This is a genomic window from Sphingobacterium hungaricum, from assembly GCF_015210005.1.
GTDB classification, from domain to species: Bacteria; Bacteroidota; Bacteroidia; order Sphingobacteriales; family Sphingobacteriaceae; genus Sphingobacterium; species Sphingobacterium hungaricum.
On the sequence record NZ_MU158698.1, the window covers coordinates 298329 to 319052 of the forward strand.

At 38.4% G+C, this 20724-nt stretch carries 13 protein-coding genes; 3 read left to right on the forward strand and 10 right to left on the reverse strand.

Annotated elements, in window-relative coordinates:
* Nucleotides 1–159: 159 nt before the first annotated feature.
* The 6 genes from C4F49_RS04410 to C4F49_RS04435 all read right to left on the reverse strand — a co-directional run bounded on the left by C4F49_RS04410 (nt 160) and on the right by C4F49_RS04435 (nt 8798).
* The gene (locus tag C4F49_RS04410) at nt 160–1824 is read right to left on the reverse strand and encodes a PNGase F N-terminal domain-containing protein (RefSeq protein ID WP_196934670.1); all 1665 of its coding nucleotides are present in this window, start codon (nt 1822–1824) and stop codon (nt 160–162) included.
* Nucleotides 1825–1837: 13 nt separating this feature from the next.
* Nucleotides 1838–2881, reverse strand: coding sequence for a 2Fe-2S iron-sulfur cluster-binding protein (locus C4F49_RS04415; RefSeq protein ID WP_196934671.1), 1044 nt, complete (start codon nt 2879–2881; stop codon nt 1838–1840).
* 159 nt (nt 2882–3040) lie between these two features.
* Entirely contained in the window at nt 3041–6121 is a 3081-nt protein-coding gene (gene infB / locus C4F49_RS04420) for a translation initiation factor IF-2 (RefSeq protein WP_196934672.1), read from the reverse strand.
* An 80-nt stretch (nt 6122–6201) separates the two neighbouring features.
* Complete coding sequence (nusA, locus tag C4F49_RS04425) at nt 6202–7440, reverse strand: transcription termination factor NusA (RefSeq protein WP_196934673.1); 1239 nt, start codon at nt 7438–7440, stop codon at nt 6202–6204.
* A gap of 2 nt (nt 7441–7442) precedes the next feature.
* Nucleotides 7443–7907, reverse strand: coding sequence for a ribosome assembly cofactor RimP (gene rimP / locus C4F49_RS04430; RefSeq protein ID WP_196934674.1), 465 nt, complete (start codon nt 7905–7907; stop codon nt 7443–7445).
* Between the two features lie 114 nt (nt 7908–8021).
* Nucleotides 8022–8798, reverse strand: coding sequence for an XRE family transcriptional regulator (locus tag C4F49_RS04435; protein ID WP_196934675.1), 777 nt, complete (start codon nt 8796–8798; stop codon nt 8022–8024).
* 108 nt (nt 8799–8906) lie between these two features.
* Here C4F49_RS04435 and C4F49_RS04440 point away from each other — a divergent pair, with 108 nt between their 5' ends.
* Nucleotides 8907–9236 (forward strand): GIY-YIG nuclease family protein, encoded by a 330-nt coding sequence (locus C4F49_RS04440; protein WP_196934676.1) that lies wholly within the window; start codon nt 8907–8909, stop codon nt 9234–9236.
* A 45-nt stretch (nt 9237–9281) separates the two neighbouring features.
* On the opposite strand, the gene C4F49_RS04445 is transcribed toward C4F49_RS04440, so the two are convergent.
* Entirely contained in the window at nt 9282–12431 is a 3150-nt protein-coding gene (locus C4F49_RS04445; RefSeq protein WP_196934677.1) for a DPP IV N-terminal domain-containing protein, read from the reverse strand.
* Between the two features lie 86 nt (nt 12432–12517).
* Nucleotides 12518–14833 (reverse strand): penicillin-binding protein 1A, encoded by a 2316-nt coding sequence (locus C4F49_RS04450; RefSeq protein ID WP_196934678.1) that lies wholly within the window; start codon nt 14831–14833, stop codon nt 12518–12520.
* A 212-nt stretch (nt 14834–15045) separates the two neighbouring features.
* Between C4F49_RS04450 and rpoN the strand changes: the two genes are divergently transcribed.
* On the forward strand, nt 15046–16509 hold the full coding sequence (gene rpoN, locus C4F49_RS04455; protein WP_196934679.1) for an RNA polymerase factor sigma-54: 1464 nt from the start codon (nt 15046–15048) through the stop codon (nt 16507–16509).
* 62 nt (nt 16510–16571) lie between these two features.
* Entirely contained in the window at nt 16572–17546 is a 975-nt protein-coding gene (locus C4F49_RS04460) for a 2-hydroxyacid dehydrogenase (protein ID WP_196934680.1), read from the forward strand.
* 74 nt (nt 17547–17620) lie between these two features.
* Here the strand turns inward: C4F49_RS04460 and C4F49_RS04465 are convergent, their stop codons facing one another.
* Nucleotides 17621–19981 (reverse strand): GumC family protein, encoded by a 2361-nt coding sequence (locus tag C4F49_RS04465; RefSeq protein WP_196934681.1) that lies wholly within the window; start codon nt 19979–19981, stop codon nt 17621–17623.
* A gap of 8 nt (nt 19982–19989) precedes the next feature.
* Entirely contained in the window at nt 19990–20700 is a 711-nt protein-coding gene (locus C4F49_RS04470) for a polysaccharide biosynthesis/export family protein (protein ID WP_196934682.1), read from the reverse strand.
* Nucleotides 20701–20724: the final 24 nt, after the last annotated feature.

Below are 20724 nucleotides of genomic sequence, written 5' to 3' on the forward strand. Positions count from 1 at the left end.
TAGTAAATTATTTATCTAAAAAGTATATTTTATTAAACAGAAATTAACGGAGAAATGGGTGTTCTGGGTTTTAAAAAAAATTCAACATCAACTTTGGACCTGGATGACCAAAGTTAAAATATAATAGAATATGCCAAAAGTTCAGCTCTGCAAATTAACTTAATCGTAAATCAACGCTCCCGAGACATTCCAGAAACTAAAACTTGAACCCTCTGGAGCACCTTGCGGAATATGTACACGGATGGTATGTGTTCCAGCCTTTAAATCGCCTAAGTCGATGTAGTTCGGATACGTAATGGTTCCGGGGCACCAGTTCGACCGGCTTAAATCGGATGATGAAAGCCCATTTCCGAAATTTCCTGAAACGGGATTATACAGTCGATATGAACCGCAATCAACTCGCCAAGGCGTAAACTTAAATGCCAGTTCATTGTCTAAGAAAATGCTATTGACTTTTGGAACAAATTCATCTCCTTCTCCCCAACCGCCATGTCCTGTGGTAATGTATCGCAATTTCGCATTTTTAGCGTCCTGTGGCAATGTAAACGTCACCTCCAAGCCTTTCTCTTGTCCAAATAAAGTAGCGTAATCCTGACCTCCCATTTCCATCACGTTGGTGGTATTGAATATAGACAGTATATTTTGTGCAATAATCGAATTGGAATTTCCAGGATGGATAGTCAATTCTAAACTAACCTTGTGCCCTCCTTTATCATAGTTGCCAATGTACGTCCCGATATACACTTCCTTCCCTGCCATGACAGGGAGAAACTCGCTGATGTCTTGGCGGTACGAAACGCTATCTTGCCAAGTCTTCCCTTTTAATGTCAAGTTTTTATTAAAATGGCTAACGCCGAATGGCGTGAAGAAACGCATAAGTTCAAAAACTGGCGAATAGCCATCTGTGCGAACCATGCCTTGATACTTTTTACCCGTAGCATCTTCGTAAAACGGCAAAGTGGCCATGCCGTTCTTCATTCCGTCGAAAAAAGATTGCGCTTGGTCTTCAGCAATCATAAAAACCGAACCTGTGCGGTCATAAGCATCACCATTTGATTTTTCAACCAATTCAATAAAACCCTGGCTTTCCTTAGCAAATTCAGGAATTTTCACTTTCTTCAAAATAACTGTTCCGTTCGCAAAGCGCAAAATAGAATCAGATTTGGCTTCGTCGCTAAAATTGATTTTCTCGTTCTTAAAAATCGGAATTTGAATAAATCTGCTTTTCCATACTTCATCCCGATATGTCAACTCATCCAAAAAAGTCAGATGTGCAGGCATTTTCACCAACGCTGGAATTTCATTGATTTTTTCGATAGAACTTGCCGTTATGGCTGAATTTCCATTGCGGACATATTCGAGCACCAGACCTAAACTTTGACCGGTTTCATTTGGACCGCCTTTGATGTCCAATGCATTTGTATACCAGACTTCGATTGTGTTGCTATTGACTAGCGTTTTTGCTTTTTTGACTTTATAGCCAAGAATTTCTTTCTCTTCATCTAAAAGTTCGAATGCATACCGGTTTAGACTTAACGAATCTATAGTCGCTATTTCTTTACTTTCAGAAAAGTTTGTGACTTTATAGAAATTCTTCGCGGATGCAGTCGTCGTAAAAGTACGTTCATAGGGAAACTTAGCTTTTCCGTCAACGATTTTTCCGCTCGTTAATGCGGTCTCGCTTTTATTCGCGAATAAGATAATTGGGTCTTGGTTTTCAATTACTTGATCATGGCTACTCCGCAAATAAGTGATTTTATAACTCTGCTGTGCTAGCGCCGAAAAGCTAAGGAATAAGCTGAAGATTAAAGCAAGTATTTTCATAAACAAATTGTAGTTAATAAACTTCGATAGTTGTACCATTTTCTAAAGGATGGGATGTGCAAATCAGACATTTGCCATTCTCTACTTCACGGTCAGTTAAGACTTCATTATAATCCATTCGGACAGCTCCTGAAGTCACTTGCGAAATGCATGTACTGCACATTCCAGACTTACAAGAATAAGGTAATTTAATCTTATGGTCCAAGCCGATATTTAGGATAGTCTGGTCATAGGGAACTAATAAATTGTATTCATTCTCTTGAAAAATGAGCTTAACGGAATAGCTTTTTGTATCGACCTCAACCGCATCGTGTTCGTCATCATCTTCTTCTTCCTCCGGAAAATGAAATGTCTCTTTCCGAATATGTTCATCAGGAAATCCCATTCCTAATAGGGTAAATCGACACAAATCCATGTAGAAAATCGGCCCGCAAGTATAAAATATGGAATTGTCTATGGATTCCGAGTGTTTATTGACGATTTGAATTACATAATCACGATTCAATCGCGCATTGAGCAAGTTTTTGGAATTAGAGAACAGCCAATAAATACTAAGCCGTTCAGGATATTTTTCCTGCCAGCTCTGCAATTCTTCATAGAAAATTGTTTGCTCTTTCGAACTATTGCTGTAGACCAAGATTACTTTAGAATGATTTTCTTTAGTCAAAGCCGTTTTAAGAATCGAAAACAGCGGAGTAATTCCGACACCAGCTCCAAATAAGAACAGCGTATTGTCGCTCTCTTGTTGAGGTTCATAATAAAATAGTCCCTGAGGGTCTAGCACATCGATTACATCGCCAACTTCTAATTTATGGTGCAATAATCTTGAAATCTCTCCATTGTCTACACGTTTTACCGTGATAGCAATGGGTTCATTTACGTCAGGAGAACTGCTAAACGAATACGAACGTCGAACTTCACGCTCGCCAAAAGTAAAACATAAGGTAAGAAATTGACCCGCTTTATAGATTGGAAAAGTACCTAAGGTATCTTCGAATTGAATAGTGACATTATTATTGGGTTGTCGAATAATCGATTTAACCTGAAACTTGTGCATGGTATAAAAATAATGGCTTCTGTTATAAATAACAAATTATTGATGGACTAAAAACAGGATGTGGCAATTATTCAATTCCATAAAGGGAATCAAGCAAAAATCCACAAAAAAATCCCGATAAATCTACATCTATCGGGATTTGTATTTAGTCAGTTAAACTTAGTTTAACTTACGTTTTACTTCTACTTGTTCGTAAGCTTCTACAATATCACCAACTTGGATATCGTTGTAGCGGTCGATGTTCAAACCACATTCGTAACCGAATGAAACTTCTTTCACATCATCTTTAAAGCGTTTCAATGAAGCTAATCGTCCTGTATGAACTACGACGCCATCTCTAATGATACGAATATCGTTGTTTCTTGAGATTTTACCATCCAATACCATACATCCAGCAATTGTTCCGACTTTAGAGATTTTAAATGTCTCACGTATTTCAACGTTAGCCACAATTTTCTCTTCAAATTTCGGAGCCAACATACCTTCCATCGCTGATTTCAATTCTTCAATTGCATCATAGATGATTGAGTACATACGGATATCGATTTGCTCTTGTTCAGCCAATTTACGTGCTCCTTGTGAAGGACGAACTTGGAAACCAATAATAATTGCATCAGATGCTGACGCTAATAACACATCGGATTCTGAAATCGCACCGACTGATTTGTGGATTACATTCACTTGAATCTCATCAGTCGATAATTTCAATAATGAATCGGATAATGCCTCGATAGAACCATCCACATCACCTTTCACGATTACATTCAATTCTTTAAAGTTACCGATTGCCAAACGACGACCAATTTCTTCCAAAGTAATGTGTTTCGTAGCACGCATACCTTGCTCACGTTGCAATTGCAGACGTTTGCTAGCCATTTGACGTGCTTCAGATTCGCTTTCCATCACGTAAATCTTATCACCTGCAGTAGGCGCACCAGACATACCTAGAATCTGAACAGGAACCGAAGGACCGGCTTCTTTCACACGTTCGCCACGTTCGTTGGTCAAAGCTTTCACCTTACCGCTATGTGAACCTGCTAAGATTGGGTCTCCAACACGCAATGTTCCACCTTGAACCAATACGGTTGTCACAATACCTCTACCTTTATCTAATGCCGCTTCGATTACTGAACCTACAGCACGTTTCTTAGGATCCGCTTTAAGATCTAACATTTCGGCTTCTAATAAAACTTTCTCTAATAAAAGTTCTACATTTTCACCGGTTTTTGCCGAGATTTCTTGAGCTTGGAATTTTCCGCCCCAATCTTCTACTAAAATATTCATTGCAGAAAGCTGCTCACGGATACGATCCGCATTTGCACCTGGTTTATCTACTTTCGTGAAAGCAAATACAATAGGCACATTCGCTGCTTGCGCATGGTTAATTGCTTCTTTTGTTTGAGGCATCACCGCATCATCCGCTGCGATAACGATAATAACGATATCCGTTACTTTCGCACCACGAGCACGCATCGCCGTAAATGCTTCGTGACCAGGAGTATCTAAAAATGTAATTTTTCTACCTCCATCTAAAGTCACCGCATACGCTCCAATGTGTTGCGTAATACCACCGGCTTCACCTCCAGTTACGTTCGCTTTACGAACATAATCCAATAAAGATGTTTTACCGTGATCGACGTGACCCATCACCGTTACGATCGGCGCTCTTGGCACTAAATCAGCTTCAGTATCTGGAACTTCCAATTCAGAATCTTCTTCATCTTCTGGTTTGATAAATTCGATTTGGTAACCAAACTCATCAGCAACGATTGACAAAGTTTCTGCATCTAAACGTTGATTGATCGACACAAACATTCCCAAACTCATACATGTACCGATAACTTGCGTAACCGAGACGTCCATTAAGTTTGCCAATTCATTCGCAGTAACAAATTCAGTTACTTTCAGAATTTTGGATTGCATTTCTTGTTCTAATGCAGCTTCTTCCGCAGAAAGAGCAACATCATCACGTTTTTGACGACGTAGTTTTGCACGTTGTGCGAATTTACCCGACTTACCAGCTCCACTTAAACGAGCAAGTGTTGCTTTGATTTGGTCTTGGATTTCTTTTTCCGAAGGTTCTTCTTTCGGATCGTTAGGTCTTCCTTTACCACGGTTATCAGGGCGATTTCCACCTCCGCGATTTGCATTCGGATGGTTACCACCGCCTCCTGGACGATTTTGTCCTGGACCACCAGGTCTGTTATTGTTATGGTGCTGACCAGGTCTATTAACTCCCTGGTTTGGATTATTTGTATTTGGCGTATTATTCGAATCGCCAGGAGCTCCTGGTTTATTCGTACGCTTACGTTTACGTTTGTTATCATTTCCGGCAGCGTTCGATGATGAAGCTACAGGTTTGTTAGAGCGAGCGACTGGCAATTCAATTTTTCCGATCACTTTAGGACCACTTAAGGTTTCCGAACGTGCACGAATAACTTGATCCACTGGAGGCACAACTTTTGCTTTTGGCTCTTCTTGTTTCACGGGTTGAATAACTGGTTTTGAATCTCTGTTGATTTGAGGAGCAGCTACAGCAGGTTTTTCTACTTTCTTCTCTTCCACAACGGGTGTTTCTATTTTCTGAACACGTTTTTCTACAACAGGTTCAACTTTTGTTTCTTTTTCAACAGGCTTCTCAACCACAGGTTCTTCGATTTTTTCAGGTGCAGGTTTTGCAACTTCCTTCTCTTGAACAGGAGTTTCAACCGGAGCAGGAGTTTCGACTTTAACAGGCTCTGGAGCTTTTTCAGGTTCAGGAGCTTTCGCTTCTTCTGCTTTAGGTTTTGACACCCCTCTCTTCAAACTGTCTAAATCAATTTTACCGACAACTTTCAACGCGCCCGTATCCTCTTGCTTTTTCTCCTCAGGGACTTCAGCAACAGGTTCAGCCTTTTTAACCGGAAGCTCTTCCGTAGTAGCGTTCTTAATTAAGATTTCTTTAAAATCAGCTACATCCTCTTTATCTGAATTAGAATCAGTTGGAGTAACTGCGTTGCCAGCTGCAGGTGTTTCATCACGACGAATTTTACCAATAACAATTTGTTTAGCTTCGTCTTTTACAATTTTGTCACCTTGAAATTCTTTCAAAAGAACAGTATACATATCTGGAGATAATTTAGTGCTAGGTTTTGATTCGACATCAAATCCTTTCTTCACTAAAAAATCCACAGCAGTACCAATACCAATATTTAGTTCTTTCGCTGCTTTTAGCAAGTTTACGCTTTTTCCTTCTGTCATCTAATATTACTCTCTATTTTTTTTATAGTACAAAAATATGTTTTTTTACACGGAATTAACAATTTTTTACAAATTGATAATTATTCAAATTCTGCTTGTAGAATACGAACAATCTCGTGAATAGTGTCTTCTTCTAAATCCGTACGTCTCATTAACTCTTCTTCTGTCAATGCTAAAACTGATTTCGCACTATCTAATCCAACACGTTTAAATTCATCGATAATCCAGCTATCGATTTCATCTGCAAACTCTTCGATATCCACATCTTCCTCCACCTCATCATTCTCACGGTAGACATCAATTTCGTATCCTGTCAATTTACCAGCTAATTTGATGTTATGTCCACCACGGCCGATTGCTAAAGAAACTTGGTCTGGTTTCAAATAAACTGCAGCTGCTTTATCATCATCGTCTAATTTAATAGATGAAATACGAGCAGGGCTCAATGCACGTGTGATGTACAATGAATTATTTGTTGTGAAGTTAATTACGTCAATATTTTCATTGCGCAATTCTCTCACGATACCATGAATCCTAGAGCCTTTCATACCCACACAAGCACCAACTGGATCGATACGGTCATCGTATGATTCAACAGCAACTTTTGCACGCTCTCCGGGTTCGCGAACGATTTTCTTAATGGTAATCAATCCATCAAAAATCTCAGGAACTTCTAATTCAAATAAACGCTGTAAAAATTCTGGAGCTGTACGAGAAATAATAATTTTTGGATTATTATTCATCATGTCTACTTTGTAAACTACCGCACGAATGCTATCTCCTTTTTTGAAATAATCTGCAGGAATTTGTTCAGTTTTTGGAAGGATTAATTCGTTACCGTCTTCATCCAAAACCAAAATCTCTTTTTTCCAAATCTGATAAACCTCACCGATTACCAATTCACCTTCACGATCTTTGTATTTTTTGAATACTTCGTCTTTCTCCAATTCTAAGACTTTAGAAACCAACGTTTGACGAGCAGCTAAAATAGCGCGACGACCGAAACTCTCTAAAGTGATCTGTTCGATGTATTCGTCTCCAACTTCTAAATCTGCATCGAATTGTTGCACTTCAGATAATTCAATTTCTAAATCATCATCTTCCGAAAAACCATCTTCCATTACCGTACGTGTTCTCCAGATTTCTAAGTCACCATTGTCAGGATTGACAATTACATCGACATTTTCATCTGTACCAAAACGCTTACGAATCATGCTTCTAAACACTTCTTCCAAAACGGTAATGACCGTTGGACGGTCGATATTCTTGAACTCTTTAAACTCCTGAAAAGAGTCAATCAAATTGATATTGCTGCTCATTTTTATTTAAATGAAATTAACACCTTGGTTTCCTTTATTTCCTTAAACGGGATTTCTGCTGCAACTTGTACAGCCTTCTTCCCTTTTTCTTTTACTTTTTCTTCTATCGTAACCGAATCGTCTGTGATGGAAATCAATTTTCCTTCACGTTTGCTTCCATCCTCTGTTTTGATTTTCACTTCTCTGCCGATATTTTTAGCATATTGGCGTTGTAGCACAAGCGGAGAATCAATCCCTGGAGAAGAAACCTGCAAGCGATAAGCTTTATCAATCACATTTTCCTCTTCCAAGAAAAAACCAACATGACGGCTTACTTTCGCACAATCTTCAATCGCTAATCCTTGGTCGCCATCGATTAAAATCTCTAACAATCCGTTGGCTTGAAACTGGATACTCACGATAAACAAATCATCACGATCCGCGATTTTTTCTTCTACTAATTCCCTAACTCGTTTTTCAATTTGCATAGCACTGGATTTCAATTAAGAATTAAAAAAGGGGGCATATTATGCCCCCTTCCTTTCAGATAATACAAAGGTATAAAAATATATTCAAAACTTAAAATATAAATCTATCGGTACTTAATTTTTGTTCTCAACGACTGCCGTAATGGTTTTTTGCATTTGTGTCATCATGCTGGTCAATGCTTCCAACGTAGGTTCTTGCGTAGGCTCAGGCAAATCCGTGCTGATAAATGCTTTTGCTTTCCAGATTTCAAGCAAATCATCCGACTCAACCCAATAAGGTTCATACACCTTATTATCGGATACCAATTTCAATCCTTTTTCTTCTTTAAATTTAAACGCAATACGTTTATAGACTACACCATCATTTTTAGAAATAATGACATAAGTTTGTCCAGGTTTTATGTCATGCCAATTCTCAACATACTCTCCGATAATAATACTGCCAGATGTTAGCGGCAACATCGAATCACCTTTAATTTCAAACGCTCTAAAAGTTCCTTGATTAAACATCGGCAAGGAGAATTTCGGCAAATCAGCTACATACTCTGGGTCTGCGTAGCCATTTAAATAGCCTGCACTTGCTTTTACCGGAACCAATTCTATATTTTCTCTATCGTCACTATCCACTGAAATGCTCAACACGCGCAAATTCGAAGCATTGCTTCTTGCTACTGGCTTCCACTTTTCATCGATTGTATCATTCGCCAATTCATCCATCGACAACTCGTAATATTCAGCTATTTTTTTTAGTAGTTCATATTTGGGTTCTGCGCGATCTTCTTCATAAGCGCCCACGGAAGCACGCTTTATTTCCATTAAATCCGCAAACTGCTGCTGTGTCAAGCTCTTTTTACGTCTAAGGTATTTCAGATTGGAGGCAATATTTGACATATTTTTTTAAAATAAATTTTTAAATACTAAAATTATTAGTAATATTGTGCCAATAAAATTAGTAATTACGGTCCAAAATACCAAATTTTTTAGTCAAATAATTGTTTTATGAATAATGTAGTCGTTTATATAGTAACAGATTCCAATCGCAAATTTTTAGAAATTGGCACATCCACTAATTTATCGCAAACGATTTTTGAATTGCAAAACCACAATAAAACGTTGTTTTCAGCATTTGGGAATTTAAATAGAGTCGTTTTTTCTGAAGAATTTTCAAATCCATTTCTTGCAGAGAAGAAAGTATCTGAATTAAGGAATTATACACGTATGCAAATTGAGCGCTTAATCCGTAAAACAAATCCGAACTGGTTAAATTTATGTGTTACGGCGATGCCTTTGAGAACAAAAAAAGTCGCTGCTTATGCATCCAATACATAAACAACGACCCTTAACAACCTAAATACTCTTAATTATAGGATTAGACTACCATCCCGGCGTAAAGTTTAAACCAAAGGTTCCAAACTTCGCTCTAGATTTCTGAAAAGGAATTGCATAGAACGGTTCCAATATCATTGCCCCAAAAAGATTCACGCGCAAAGAAACGCCTGCACTAAAAACTGGAATTCTATAGGTCGGATCTGGCTCCAAGATTGGATTTCCGCTATCATCCACCACAACATTTCCATTGGAATCAGTCGCTTCAATCATCGGTTTGTCATTTACCGAACCGACAATCTTATCACCTCCATTCCATGCCAATCCTCCATCAATAAAAAAGTTCAAATCTGTAAACAAGAAATTGGATTTAATAGCAGCTAGTTTTTCAGGCCCTGTAAATGGAATACGCACTTCAAAATTTGCGACAGCTGTTCTAGAACCCATCAAATCAGACAATGTAATCTTTCCAGAAGTATCAAAATCGCCTGATGAATAGCCGCGAACTAAGTGTGGATAGCCAATGTACAAAGGATAAATTCCTTCTTCATTCTGTCCTACACGCATGTATGAATAAAATCGTGCAGCTAAAGTTACCGGCTTGTACCGATTGTATTTTCTCAAATCCAGATTTACTGCAGTAAAATTCAAGTCACCAAAATATTGGTCAGCACCCAAACGATATCGATATCCTTGTAAGGGCGCAGCAATTCCAAAGACAGAATTATCTCCAACAAAACCTGCTCCTACTTTCTGAAGAAATTTCGCATTCAAATCCATGTTTATGTTCAACATTTCACTTGCTTCTTCATTTGAAATTTTTTCGCGGGTCGAATAATTCGTTGAATATCCTTGCGACCAGCGATCTACACGATAGGAATAGCGCTCTAAAGCAGCGCTGGCTTCGACACGATGGTGGCGATTGAACGGGAAAGCAACGAAACCTTCAACCTGTTGCATAAAGGTTCTCATGATGTACGTGTCCAAAACATTTTCCTCAATACCACTTCCGCTGATGTCCCGATAATCATACATGTTAAATGCGGATAGGTAAGGAATATGGGAAACTGAGAAACCCCAATTAAAGCGGCTTTTTTGATTTATGTACGCCAATTGTGCACCAAAATCATAAACTCCCCCATTAATATTTACGGCTGCAAAGATTTGATTGTATCCTAAAATATCGGAAAACATTCCTTGAATACCGCTTGCAATTCCAGCGCCATAGCGAGAACCAACCGAAACTCCTACCCCACTATTTGCAAGATAATCCAGCTTAAACTTCGGTGTGTATGGAATTTCAGTAATCTGAACATCGTCAATTCGTTCGTACTCATTAAAATTCTCAAGGTTTGCATTGACTACATTTACGCCTCTAAAACTTGTTGGCGGCAATATCGCGGCGTCAAAATTTGTTGCAATAGGGTCTACATTTATCGGATTAAATTCTGCAGCATCTGCGCGGTAAACCTGATATTCATTATTCTTGAAATAAGAATACACAATTTCATCATTCAAAGAAATACTCATCGCAGGAGAGTATTCTGTTATTCCACTAATTCCAGTAAAATAATCTGTCAATTTCTCAACAGATTTGGAATTAATAGCGTAGCGGTACATATTCCTAAATCCATCGCCATTCGATAAAAAATAAATCGATTCGTCATTTGATGAGAAATGTGGATTTAAATTATTTGCGCCCGGAAAAATTGAAAGATTTTCGATTGCTTTTGTACTGATATCTAGAATAGCCAAATTCATTGGAATATCGACCGATTTGAAATCAGATTGTAAAGCTACTCTATCCGTACTGAAAACAATAAATTTTCCATTTCTGGAAAAACTAGGCTGAAAATCAGAATACACATCATTCGTCAATTGAGTCAATTCTCCAGCACTTAAATTATAGGTATAGATATCGCTATGCCCATTTTTTAGTCCAGAAAAAGCAACCAAATTTCCGTCAGGCGACCAAGTTATGTTCGTAAATTCATTGATATCACCCATCGCAGTGACCGATAAAGTTTTGCCGGTTGCCACATCGACTGTCATCAATTTATTTTTGCCATCGTTGAAGACCGAAAAAGCAAATTTCTTGCTATCCGGAGAAAACGTTCCAGCGGATTCCAGAAAACTAAATTCATCAATATCTTTATTCGTCAACCGACTGCCCAATTTTCGAACGACGGTTCCAGTCTGCGCGTCAGCGAGGTATAAATCAATGCTAAAAAGATCTCTTTCTGAAAGAAAAGCTACATATTTTCCATCAGGAGAAATGGCCGGAGACACATTCATTCTTCCCGAATTCGCCTTTGTCAAAAGCGCCTTGCCAATAGGCCTTGAGGTCGTGTCTTTGTTTAAATTTTTATAAGTAGTCTCTAAACTGTTTTTCCAGAGCGTTGAAATTGTCGCAGCGTCGTATCCAAAAACCCTTTTTACCGCGATTTCATAACCGTATTTTGCAGTTTCGATAAACAAAGGCATAATCACCGTATCGCCATAAGTTCCACCTATGTAAGACCAAAATGATTGACCGAATCGGTAAGGAAAATACTTATAAGACTGTTCGGTCATTTGCTTTAGCGTCGGAATATCTCTATTCGCATAGGCATCACGCATCCACATGGACGTAAATGCATCTTTATTGCCGATTGAGAAATATTCTGCCATACCTTCTACCATCCATAAAGGAACATTACCGATATTTTGCAAGCTAGTAGAATCCGTTCCCTCCATCAGTACGCGATATTGGAAAGCGTGGACCAACTCGTGACCCAAAACATGCCGTGTTTGCTGATTGATTTGCATAAAAGGCATCACCACACGCTGTTTAAATGCTTCTGTCACACCTCCTGTACCTACACCAATTTCTCCTGAAATAGTCGTTGTTTGCTGAAATTCAGGATGATTGCTATATAGTACGATTGGATTTTTTCTTGAAAATGTATCCTGGAAAACCTGCTGGTGCATGTCGTACCAGATTTCACTTTCTTTAGCGATCCAGCGAACCATGCTGTCGTTATCCAGATAATAATAAAGATTAAAATGGGGAGTATCGTAAACTTTAAAATTCAATTTCCTATAGCGCATTTTATTTTGTCCAAAATATTGCGCCGAAGAAAATTCTGGAAGGCTCAGAAACAGCAATCCTAAAAAAAGAAGTTTAGCAAATCGGCTAACACACGCTTTAGTAAACATAGAAATCATTAAAATATTGGCTTGCTAAAAATAAGAAATAAATTCTTCTTACTCTATGCAGTATCGGAAAATAAAAAAAGCTCCAACTATTCCTCAGGAGGGTTAACCGTAGTGCTTTCTTCCTCCAAATTTTCTGTGCTATCGTCAAATAAATTTTCGTCAACTTCAAAGTTTGTGGTATCTTGTTGAACCCGAATTCGTGGACTTGGACAATTGTATTTTTTAGTGATTTCTACCGTTGGCTCTGGAAACTTTCCTAAAGTAACACCCAATTCTGGCCTTTTGTACAATTCTTCCATGAACTTCGCGTAAATAGGCAAGGCAGTTTTAGAGCCTTCGCCATTTGAAGAGCTTGTGAAATGTACGCTTTGCTCATCACATCCTACCCAAACGCCTGCCACTAAATCTTTGGTTACCCCCATATACCATCCATCCACATAATCAGAAGATGTTCCTGTTTTACCTCCGATTTGGTTCTCATCTTTAAAAAGATCCCATTCCCACAAAGCTTGAGACGTTCCTCCCGGTTCCTCTATAGTTCCTCGTAACATGTAAGTCATCAACCAAGCATTTTCGGGATCGATTACTTCTTCTTGTTTAGTTTTAAATGTCGCGATTGTTTCGCCATCTGAATTCAGAATTTTAGAAACCAAAATAGGATCGGTTTTTTTTCCTTGGTTCATCATTGTTCCATAAGCCCGAACCATTTCAAAAACAGAAACATCATTCGAACCCAATCCTACCGATGGAACTGACTCCAAAGGACTTTCAATGCCCACTCGGTGGGCAACTTCGACGACCTTATCCCAACCTACATCTTGCGTTACTTGAGCCGTAATCGAATTTAAAGACCGAGCCATAGCCCAGCGCAAAGACATATTCTGATGAGAAAAATTCCAGTCAGCATTTTTAGGTTCCCAAATTTCATTCTCACCCTGTTTATTGACAAAGGAAATACTAATGGGTTTATCTTCATAGGTATCACAAGGAGACAATCCAGATTCCAGCGCTGCCAAATAAGCGAATGGCTTAAAGGTAGAACCAGCTTGCCGTTTCGCTTGATTGACGTGGTCAAATTTGTAATAATCATGGTTTATTCCACCAATCCAAACTTTTACTTCGCCAGAATAGGGATCCATTGCCATAATTCCCGTATTCAGCATAGTCAGGTAATGGGCTAACGAATCCATAGATGACATGGTTACCTTCTCCATTCCGTCCCAAGTAAAAATTTCCATTTCTTTGGGTTTGTTCAACTCCGCAAAAACGGCCTCTTCATTTCCATACTTTTCTAACAGAGATTTGTAAATTGGCAACTTGCGGGCATTGTTTGGGAGAAAATCAACAATTACATCCCCCTTTTTATCTCGCCAAGGTTCTTGACCGCGCCAGATATTATCTAAACGGTTTTGCAAAACTTTCATTTGCTCTTCCATCACATCCTGCGCAATTTGTTGCATGCGCGAATCAATGGTCGTGTAAATTTTCAGCCCCGCTGTATAAATATCAATTTCATTCTCCTCCGACCATTTTTCAAGCCATTTTTCAACTGCGGAACGCAAATAAGAATCGTTCGATGTTTTATTTTCCTGATTATTTAAATTCAGATTTAAGGGCTCCTTGCTATATAAATCGAATTCCGCCTGCGTGATGTACTCTTCTTTCAGCATCTGACCCAATACGACATTTCTTCTGTTAAATGCATTTTTTGGATTTCGTGTTGGATTATACATGGTCGTTGCTTTGAGCATCCCAATCAACACGGCAGATTCATTGACCGTAAGCGCACTCGGCATTTTATTGAAATAACGGATAGAAGCAGATTTGATACCGTATGCATTATTGCTAAAAGACACAGTGTTCAAATACATCGTTATGATTTCTTGTTTGGAATAGCGTTGCTCTAATTTATAGGCAGTCATCCATTCTTTATATTTTGTGATAAGAATATTGACGCCAGGTATTTTTCCTAAAAGTCCCTGAGATTGGGCATATCGGGTGCGGTAAAGATTTTTCGCCAATTGTTGCGTAATGGTACTTGCTCCTCTGCCGTTTCCTGAAATAGCACCGAAAGCACCTGCTACAACTCCATAAAAATCAACTCCATTATGTTTATAGAAACGAACATCCTCAGTTGCAACTAATGCTTCCAATACATTTGGGGAAATACTATCATAAGGGACAGGATCCCGATCTTCTTTGAAGTAGCGTCCAATCAACACCGAATCAGCCGTGTACAATTCGGAAGAAACGTTCAAGTTAGGAAGGACAATATCTTTTTTTGTAGGGGAATAGCCAAATAACCCAAGAAAGTTGATTTGAACAGCACAGGTGAACAAAATGATTAGATAGATAGCTATGACTAAATAACGTAAAAACTTGTTTTTTATTTGTCTAAACATAGCGTAAATATGAATATTTGTTTTGGAATAATTTGAATTAACTGATTAGAAAATTTAACAAAGTGTTAAAATTAACCATTTTTAACACTTCAATAAACTAGGTTTAAATCGCTTACAACAAATTACGCCTATCAAAAATTATACCTTAAATTAACGTTTTCCCCATAAAATGGTTTTAATTCCTTAATTTTACCCTGTAATCAAGTCAGAATATGTTAAAACAAACGTTACAGCAAAAACTTTTACAGAAACTTTCGCCCCAGCAAATACAATTTATTAAGTTATTGCAAGTACCTACTGTTTCATTAGATACACGGATTAAAGAAGAATTGGAAGAAAATCCTGCATTGGAAGATGGAAGTCTTGCAAATATGAATGAGCCGATTGAGGATTATCCAGACAAAGATCCTGACGAACAATTTAATTCGGAAGAAAGTTCATTCGATGAAGAGTTTAGCGTTGATGAATATATTCAAGAAGATGATTACAAAGACTATGGAGGCAATTATAACGGTGACGATGATGAAGAACGCAAAGAAATACCCATTGCCATTCAAGATTCGTTCTTTGAGAAATTGCAGAATCAGTTAGATCTTTTAGCCCTAAGTGACAAAAATTATCTGATTGGACAACAAATTATCGGAAGCCTCGATGATGACGGATATCTAAGAAGACCCATCCCTTCTTTAGTGGATGATCTATCGTTTTCTCAAAACACGTTTGTGGAAGAGAGCGAAGTCGAAGATATGCTCAAAGTCATTCAAGAATTTGATCCTCCGGGTATCGGAGCACGAGATTTACAGGAATGCTTGTTGATTCAATTAAAGAAAAAGGATCAAGAAAATCCAACTATTGTTTTGGCTACTCGTGTAGTAGAAGATTACTTGGAAGAATTCACAAAAAAGCATTACGATAAAATCGAGAAACAATTAGGCGTCAATTCGGAAGAATTAAAAGATATCATTAACGAAATCTTAAAATTGAATCCAAAACCGGGCGACTCCGGAGCTGTTGCAGGCAAACAGTTGCATGTAATTCCAGATTTCCATATTTCGAATAATGACGGTGTTTTGCACCTAACCCTTAATGGCCGCAATGCACCTGAATTACGTGTTTCCAAATCCTATCAGGAAATGTTTGAACACTATGAAAAAGTGGAGAAGTCAGACAAAAAAATGAAGGAAGCCGTTCAATTTGTCAAGCAAAAATTGGATTCGGCGAAATGGTTTATTGATGCCATAAAACAACGCCAGCAGACCTTGCTTAAAACAATGAACGCCATCATGGAATATCAATATGAATATTTCTTGACCGGCGATGATCGTGTTTTGAAACCGATGATCCTGAAAGACATTGCTGATCGGATTGATATGGATATTTCGACGGTTTCTCGTGTTGCCAATTCAAAGTATGTACAAACTGAATTTGGAACTTTCCTGCTAAAATCATTTTTCTCCGAAGCAATCCAAACCGATTCTGGAGAAGAAGTTTCCAACAAGGAGGTTAAAAAAATCTTGGAGGAATGCATTGCGAACGAAGATAAACGCAAGCCCTTAGCTGACGAAAAACTAACAGAAATCTTGAAAGACAAAGGTTATTCTATTGCCCGAAGAACGGTTGCTAAATACCGAGAAGCGATGAATATCCCAGTCGCAAGACTTCGAAAAGAATTATAGATTAAAAAAGCGAAAATCAGATTTTCGCTTTTTCTTTGACCTAACACGTAGAAATGAACATAATGAATGTATTTATCAGTAAAAATATTCCTTCACAAGCTGTAGAACTTTTAAAGAATAATGGATTTGAAATTGATATCAATTCCGATGATAAGAATCTTTCGCAGGAAGAATTAATTGCAGCTTGCAAACAACATGATTTTTTGTTAAACATTGGCCATGCGAATTTAGATAGTCATTTTTTCTCTTCATGCCCTAACTTGAAAGGCATTGCTTTGGCAAGTGTGGGCTATGACCACGTTGATATAAATGCAGCGACACGGGCTGGAGTTGCGGTATCCAACACACCCGATGTGTTGAGCGAAGCAACTGCTGATATTGCCTTTTTATTACTGCTAGCGGTTTCTAGAAAAGCGTTTGGCAGAGCAAGAGAAATTCCGGCAGGCGAATGGAAAGATTTCAGTTTCCTTCATGAGCTCGGAATCGATCTTTCTGGAAAAACTTTAGGAATTTACGGTTTGGGAAGAATAGGTTATGAATTAGCACGAAAAGCTAAAGCCGCGTTCAATATGAACATCATTTATTACAACCGAAGTAAAAACCCAAAAGCGGAGAAAGATTTAGATGCAAAATATGTCAATTTTGATGATTTATTAACGAAATCAGATGCAATTTCGGTACACACGAATCTCAGTCCAGAAACAGAATTCCGATTTAACAAAGATGTTTTTAAGCGAATGAAATCGTCAGCCATTTTTATCAATACAGCAAGAGGAAAAATTCACAACGAAAAAGATTTAATTGAAGCTTTAGAGACTCATGAAATCTGGGGCGCTGGTTTAGACGTAACCGATCCAGAACCCATGTCTAAAGATAATCCTTTGTTGAACATGACTAATGTTTGTGTTTTACCGCACATCGGGTCGGCAACGATAGAAACCCGAACTAAAATGGCCACGCTGGCGGCGAACAATCTCATTGCTGCAGCAAAAGGAAAACAGATGCCACAGGTGGTTAATAAGGAAGTTTATGGATAAATTATTACCGAAACGCTTTTCAAAAAAATAATCCAGCTTTTTAGAAAGCTGGATTATTTTTTAGTTTAATTAAATTACTTTTTATTTCCGTAACCGTAGCCATAACCATAGCCGTATCCATAGCCGTAACCGTATCCATAGCCCATTTTGCCTTTAGGAATACCATTTAACAGAATCGACATATTGGCTAATTTATCTTCTTGATAAATCTTCTCTACCTCTGGAAGTTGTCTACGATCCATTTTGCCTGCGCGGATGACGAAAATAGTCAAATCTGATATTCGATTAACGATCGCCCCATCGGCTACGACACCAACAGGAACACTGTCAACGATGATCACATCATACAACGACTTTAAATCATTAATTAGCTCGTCTAAACGAGTACTCAACAGCAACTCAACAGGGTTAGGTGCGATCATCCCGATTGGAATAATATCTACGCCTTCAGCTATTCCGTTTCTATAAACAATATCTGATAATAACACAGATTGATCAGACAAATAATGGCTCACTCCTTTACTCGCAACTGGCATCATAGAACTTAAAGTTCCCTTACGCAAATCAAGATCGAGCAATAAAACTTTCTTTTTCAAAAAACTTAAACTTGCAGCTAAGTTCACGGAGGTAAATGTCTTACCAGCGCCAATCCCGAATGAAGTAAACGTTACAACCTGCTGAGCATTCTCTGCTGCAGTCATGAAACTTAAATTGGTCCGTAAAATCCGAAACGCCTCTGTCACCGGATCTGTACCCTGCTCTGTAACAACCAACCGTTGGTTCTCTGAACCTCGTTTTCTATCTGCCAATGGAATGTCCCCTAAAAAAGGAACAGACACCGCGCCTTCGATATCCTTCCGTGTTCTAACGCCCGTATCCAACATTAGCATTAATAAAAGAATAACTGCTGGCACAACCAATCCGATACCGATCCCCATAGCCATCTTGCGAACGCGACTTGGGTAAATAGGAGAACTCGATCCCGATGCTGGGTCAATAACACGTATGTTATCTTCCGTCATTGCTTGATTAATTGCATTCTCTTCTCTTTTGTTTAAAAGGTATAGATACAACTCCTCTTTAACCTTCTGTTGTCTTTCGACGGAAAGCATAACACGCTGCTTCTCAGGGACGGCTAAAACCTGGCCTCGAGCTTTTCTTTCTTCCTTAGAAATATTTTGAATTTTGATATCTAGCCCCGTCAACGTATTATCAACTGCGCGGTCGATGTTATTTCTCATAGATACAAGTGTCCGATCCAAATCCTGCACTACAGGATTCGCTGAACTGCTTCCTTCTACCAAACGATTTCTTCTTAGCACCGTGGTATTATATTCAACAATCTGAGCCTCGACATTTGCATCAACTAATCCTGTATTATTTGGAATTAACTCGTTCTTTTTTGAGTCACTAGTTAAATACTCGCGCATCATTTGAACCAGTTTCTTGTCTGTCTCGGTTTTAGTCCGCTCACTTTGAAATTGTCTCGAATCTGACAAATACATCTCTCCAGCAACTCCGACATCTACACCTTGATTCGAAGTTTTCAATTGTTCGATATCAGACTCAACGGTACCTAACTCACTCTCAATAATACTCAATCTAGCACGTATAAAATCCGCAGTGTTTATAGCAATTTGATTTTTATCCTGAATAGAGAACTCATTATATACAGTAATCAAAGTAGTAATCACTTCAGCAGCACGCTCTGGCGAATAATCTTGTAACGTAATCTGAAGTAAAGAAGCATCTTCTTCCATCTGCCTAATTTCCAAATTCGCCAAAAACTGACCTGCCAGCGCGTCGGATGAGTATTTCGTTACACGGATATCTTCATCATAACTTTCCGAATTATAGTAAATGCTAGGAATAATCGTTAAATTTCCGATGGGTGTTTTCACTTCTTTATTCAGCGCAACTTTCAATTCTTGACCCTGATTTTCAGCGTCCCAGTTTTTTATAATAACAAAAGAGGAATCAAGAGGTGTTACTGTTAATGCAAAATATTTATCTGATTTTTCTTCAGACATTTGGACTTGAACTGGCGACTTAATGTACAACTCGTAATCGCGCAAACCTCTACGAACCGAATAACTAATATTCGAATTAGTTCGTTCAATCGTCTGACGCATCAATTCCTTCGAACGTAACTGTAAAATTTCTCCAGCAACGCTGACCGAGTTAAAAGCGGCATTTGTTCGTGTAATCCTAGCGGTAGTCGGCGTGTTCATTGGCGTCTTGATCATGACCATTTCCGACTGGCTATACATAAAGGGGGTTTTACTATAATCGTATAGGTAATAGCCTCCAAAAACCAGCACGGAAAGAACAAACCATTTCCAATTAAAAGCTAAGTATTTTAAGATATCTAAAATGTTAACTGATTGATCATTAAGACCTGTAGTCCCTGTGTTATTTTCTACGACTTTATTCATCTGAAATTTTATCTTGTAACATTGATAATAGAAAGGATTAGAGTTAATGAACCAAGGACAGTGCTCAAATACCTCCAGTTTCTCTCTTCTCTTGGAGTATTGACAGCAGCTTTAGGTTCCACAAAAACAATATCGTTTTGTTGTAGATAATAACTCGGAGAACTAAAAATATCCTTTGATTCGATGTTAGTAATAATTCTTTTTCTTTCGCCGTTTTCCTCTCTAATTACAGTAATTTTATCTGCAGCAGAATTATTTGTAAGTCCGCCAGCTTCGGTTATCGCTTCCACTAAGGTTATTCTTCCATCGGGAACATGAATGACTTTCTGTGCCAGCACCGCTCCTGTGACACTGACTTTAAGATTTAATAAATCCACTTTCACTAATGGTTCATTTATCAATTGATCTGATATTAATCGATTTTGTATCAAATCCCTAACTTCATCAAGGCTTAGTCCCTTTACAGGCTGAGAACCGAGTATAGGAAAGTCGATTTTACCTTCTCTATCAACTAGGTAACCTGAGGTGTTGGTCGATTGACCGCTATTAGCCAAAGTCGAAATACTTCCGTCGTCACCGACTCTATATGTTCCAAAGTTTGCATTAAATGGTGCCGCGAGCTCAGGAGTCTTAGCCCTGACTTCAATGTTTAAACGGTCGCCCTCCTTAACGCGCAATACGGAAGATGGCCCGGACGTATAAACTGAATCTGGAACCATATCATTTACGTATACAATTTTCTT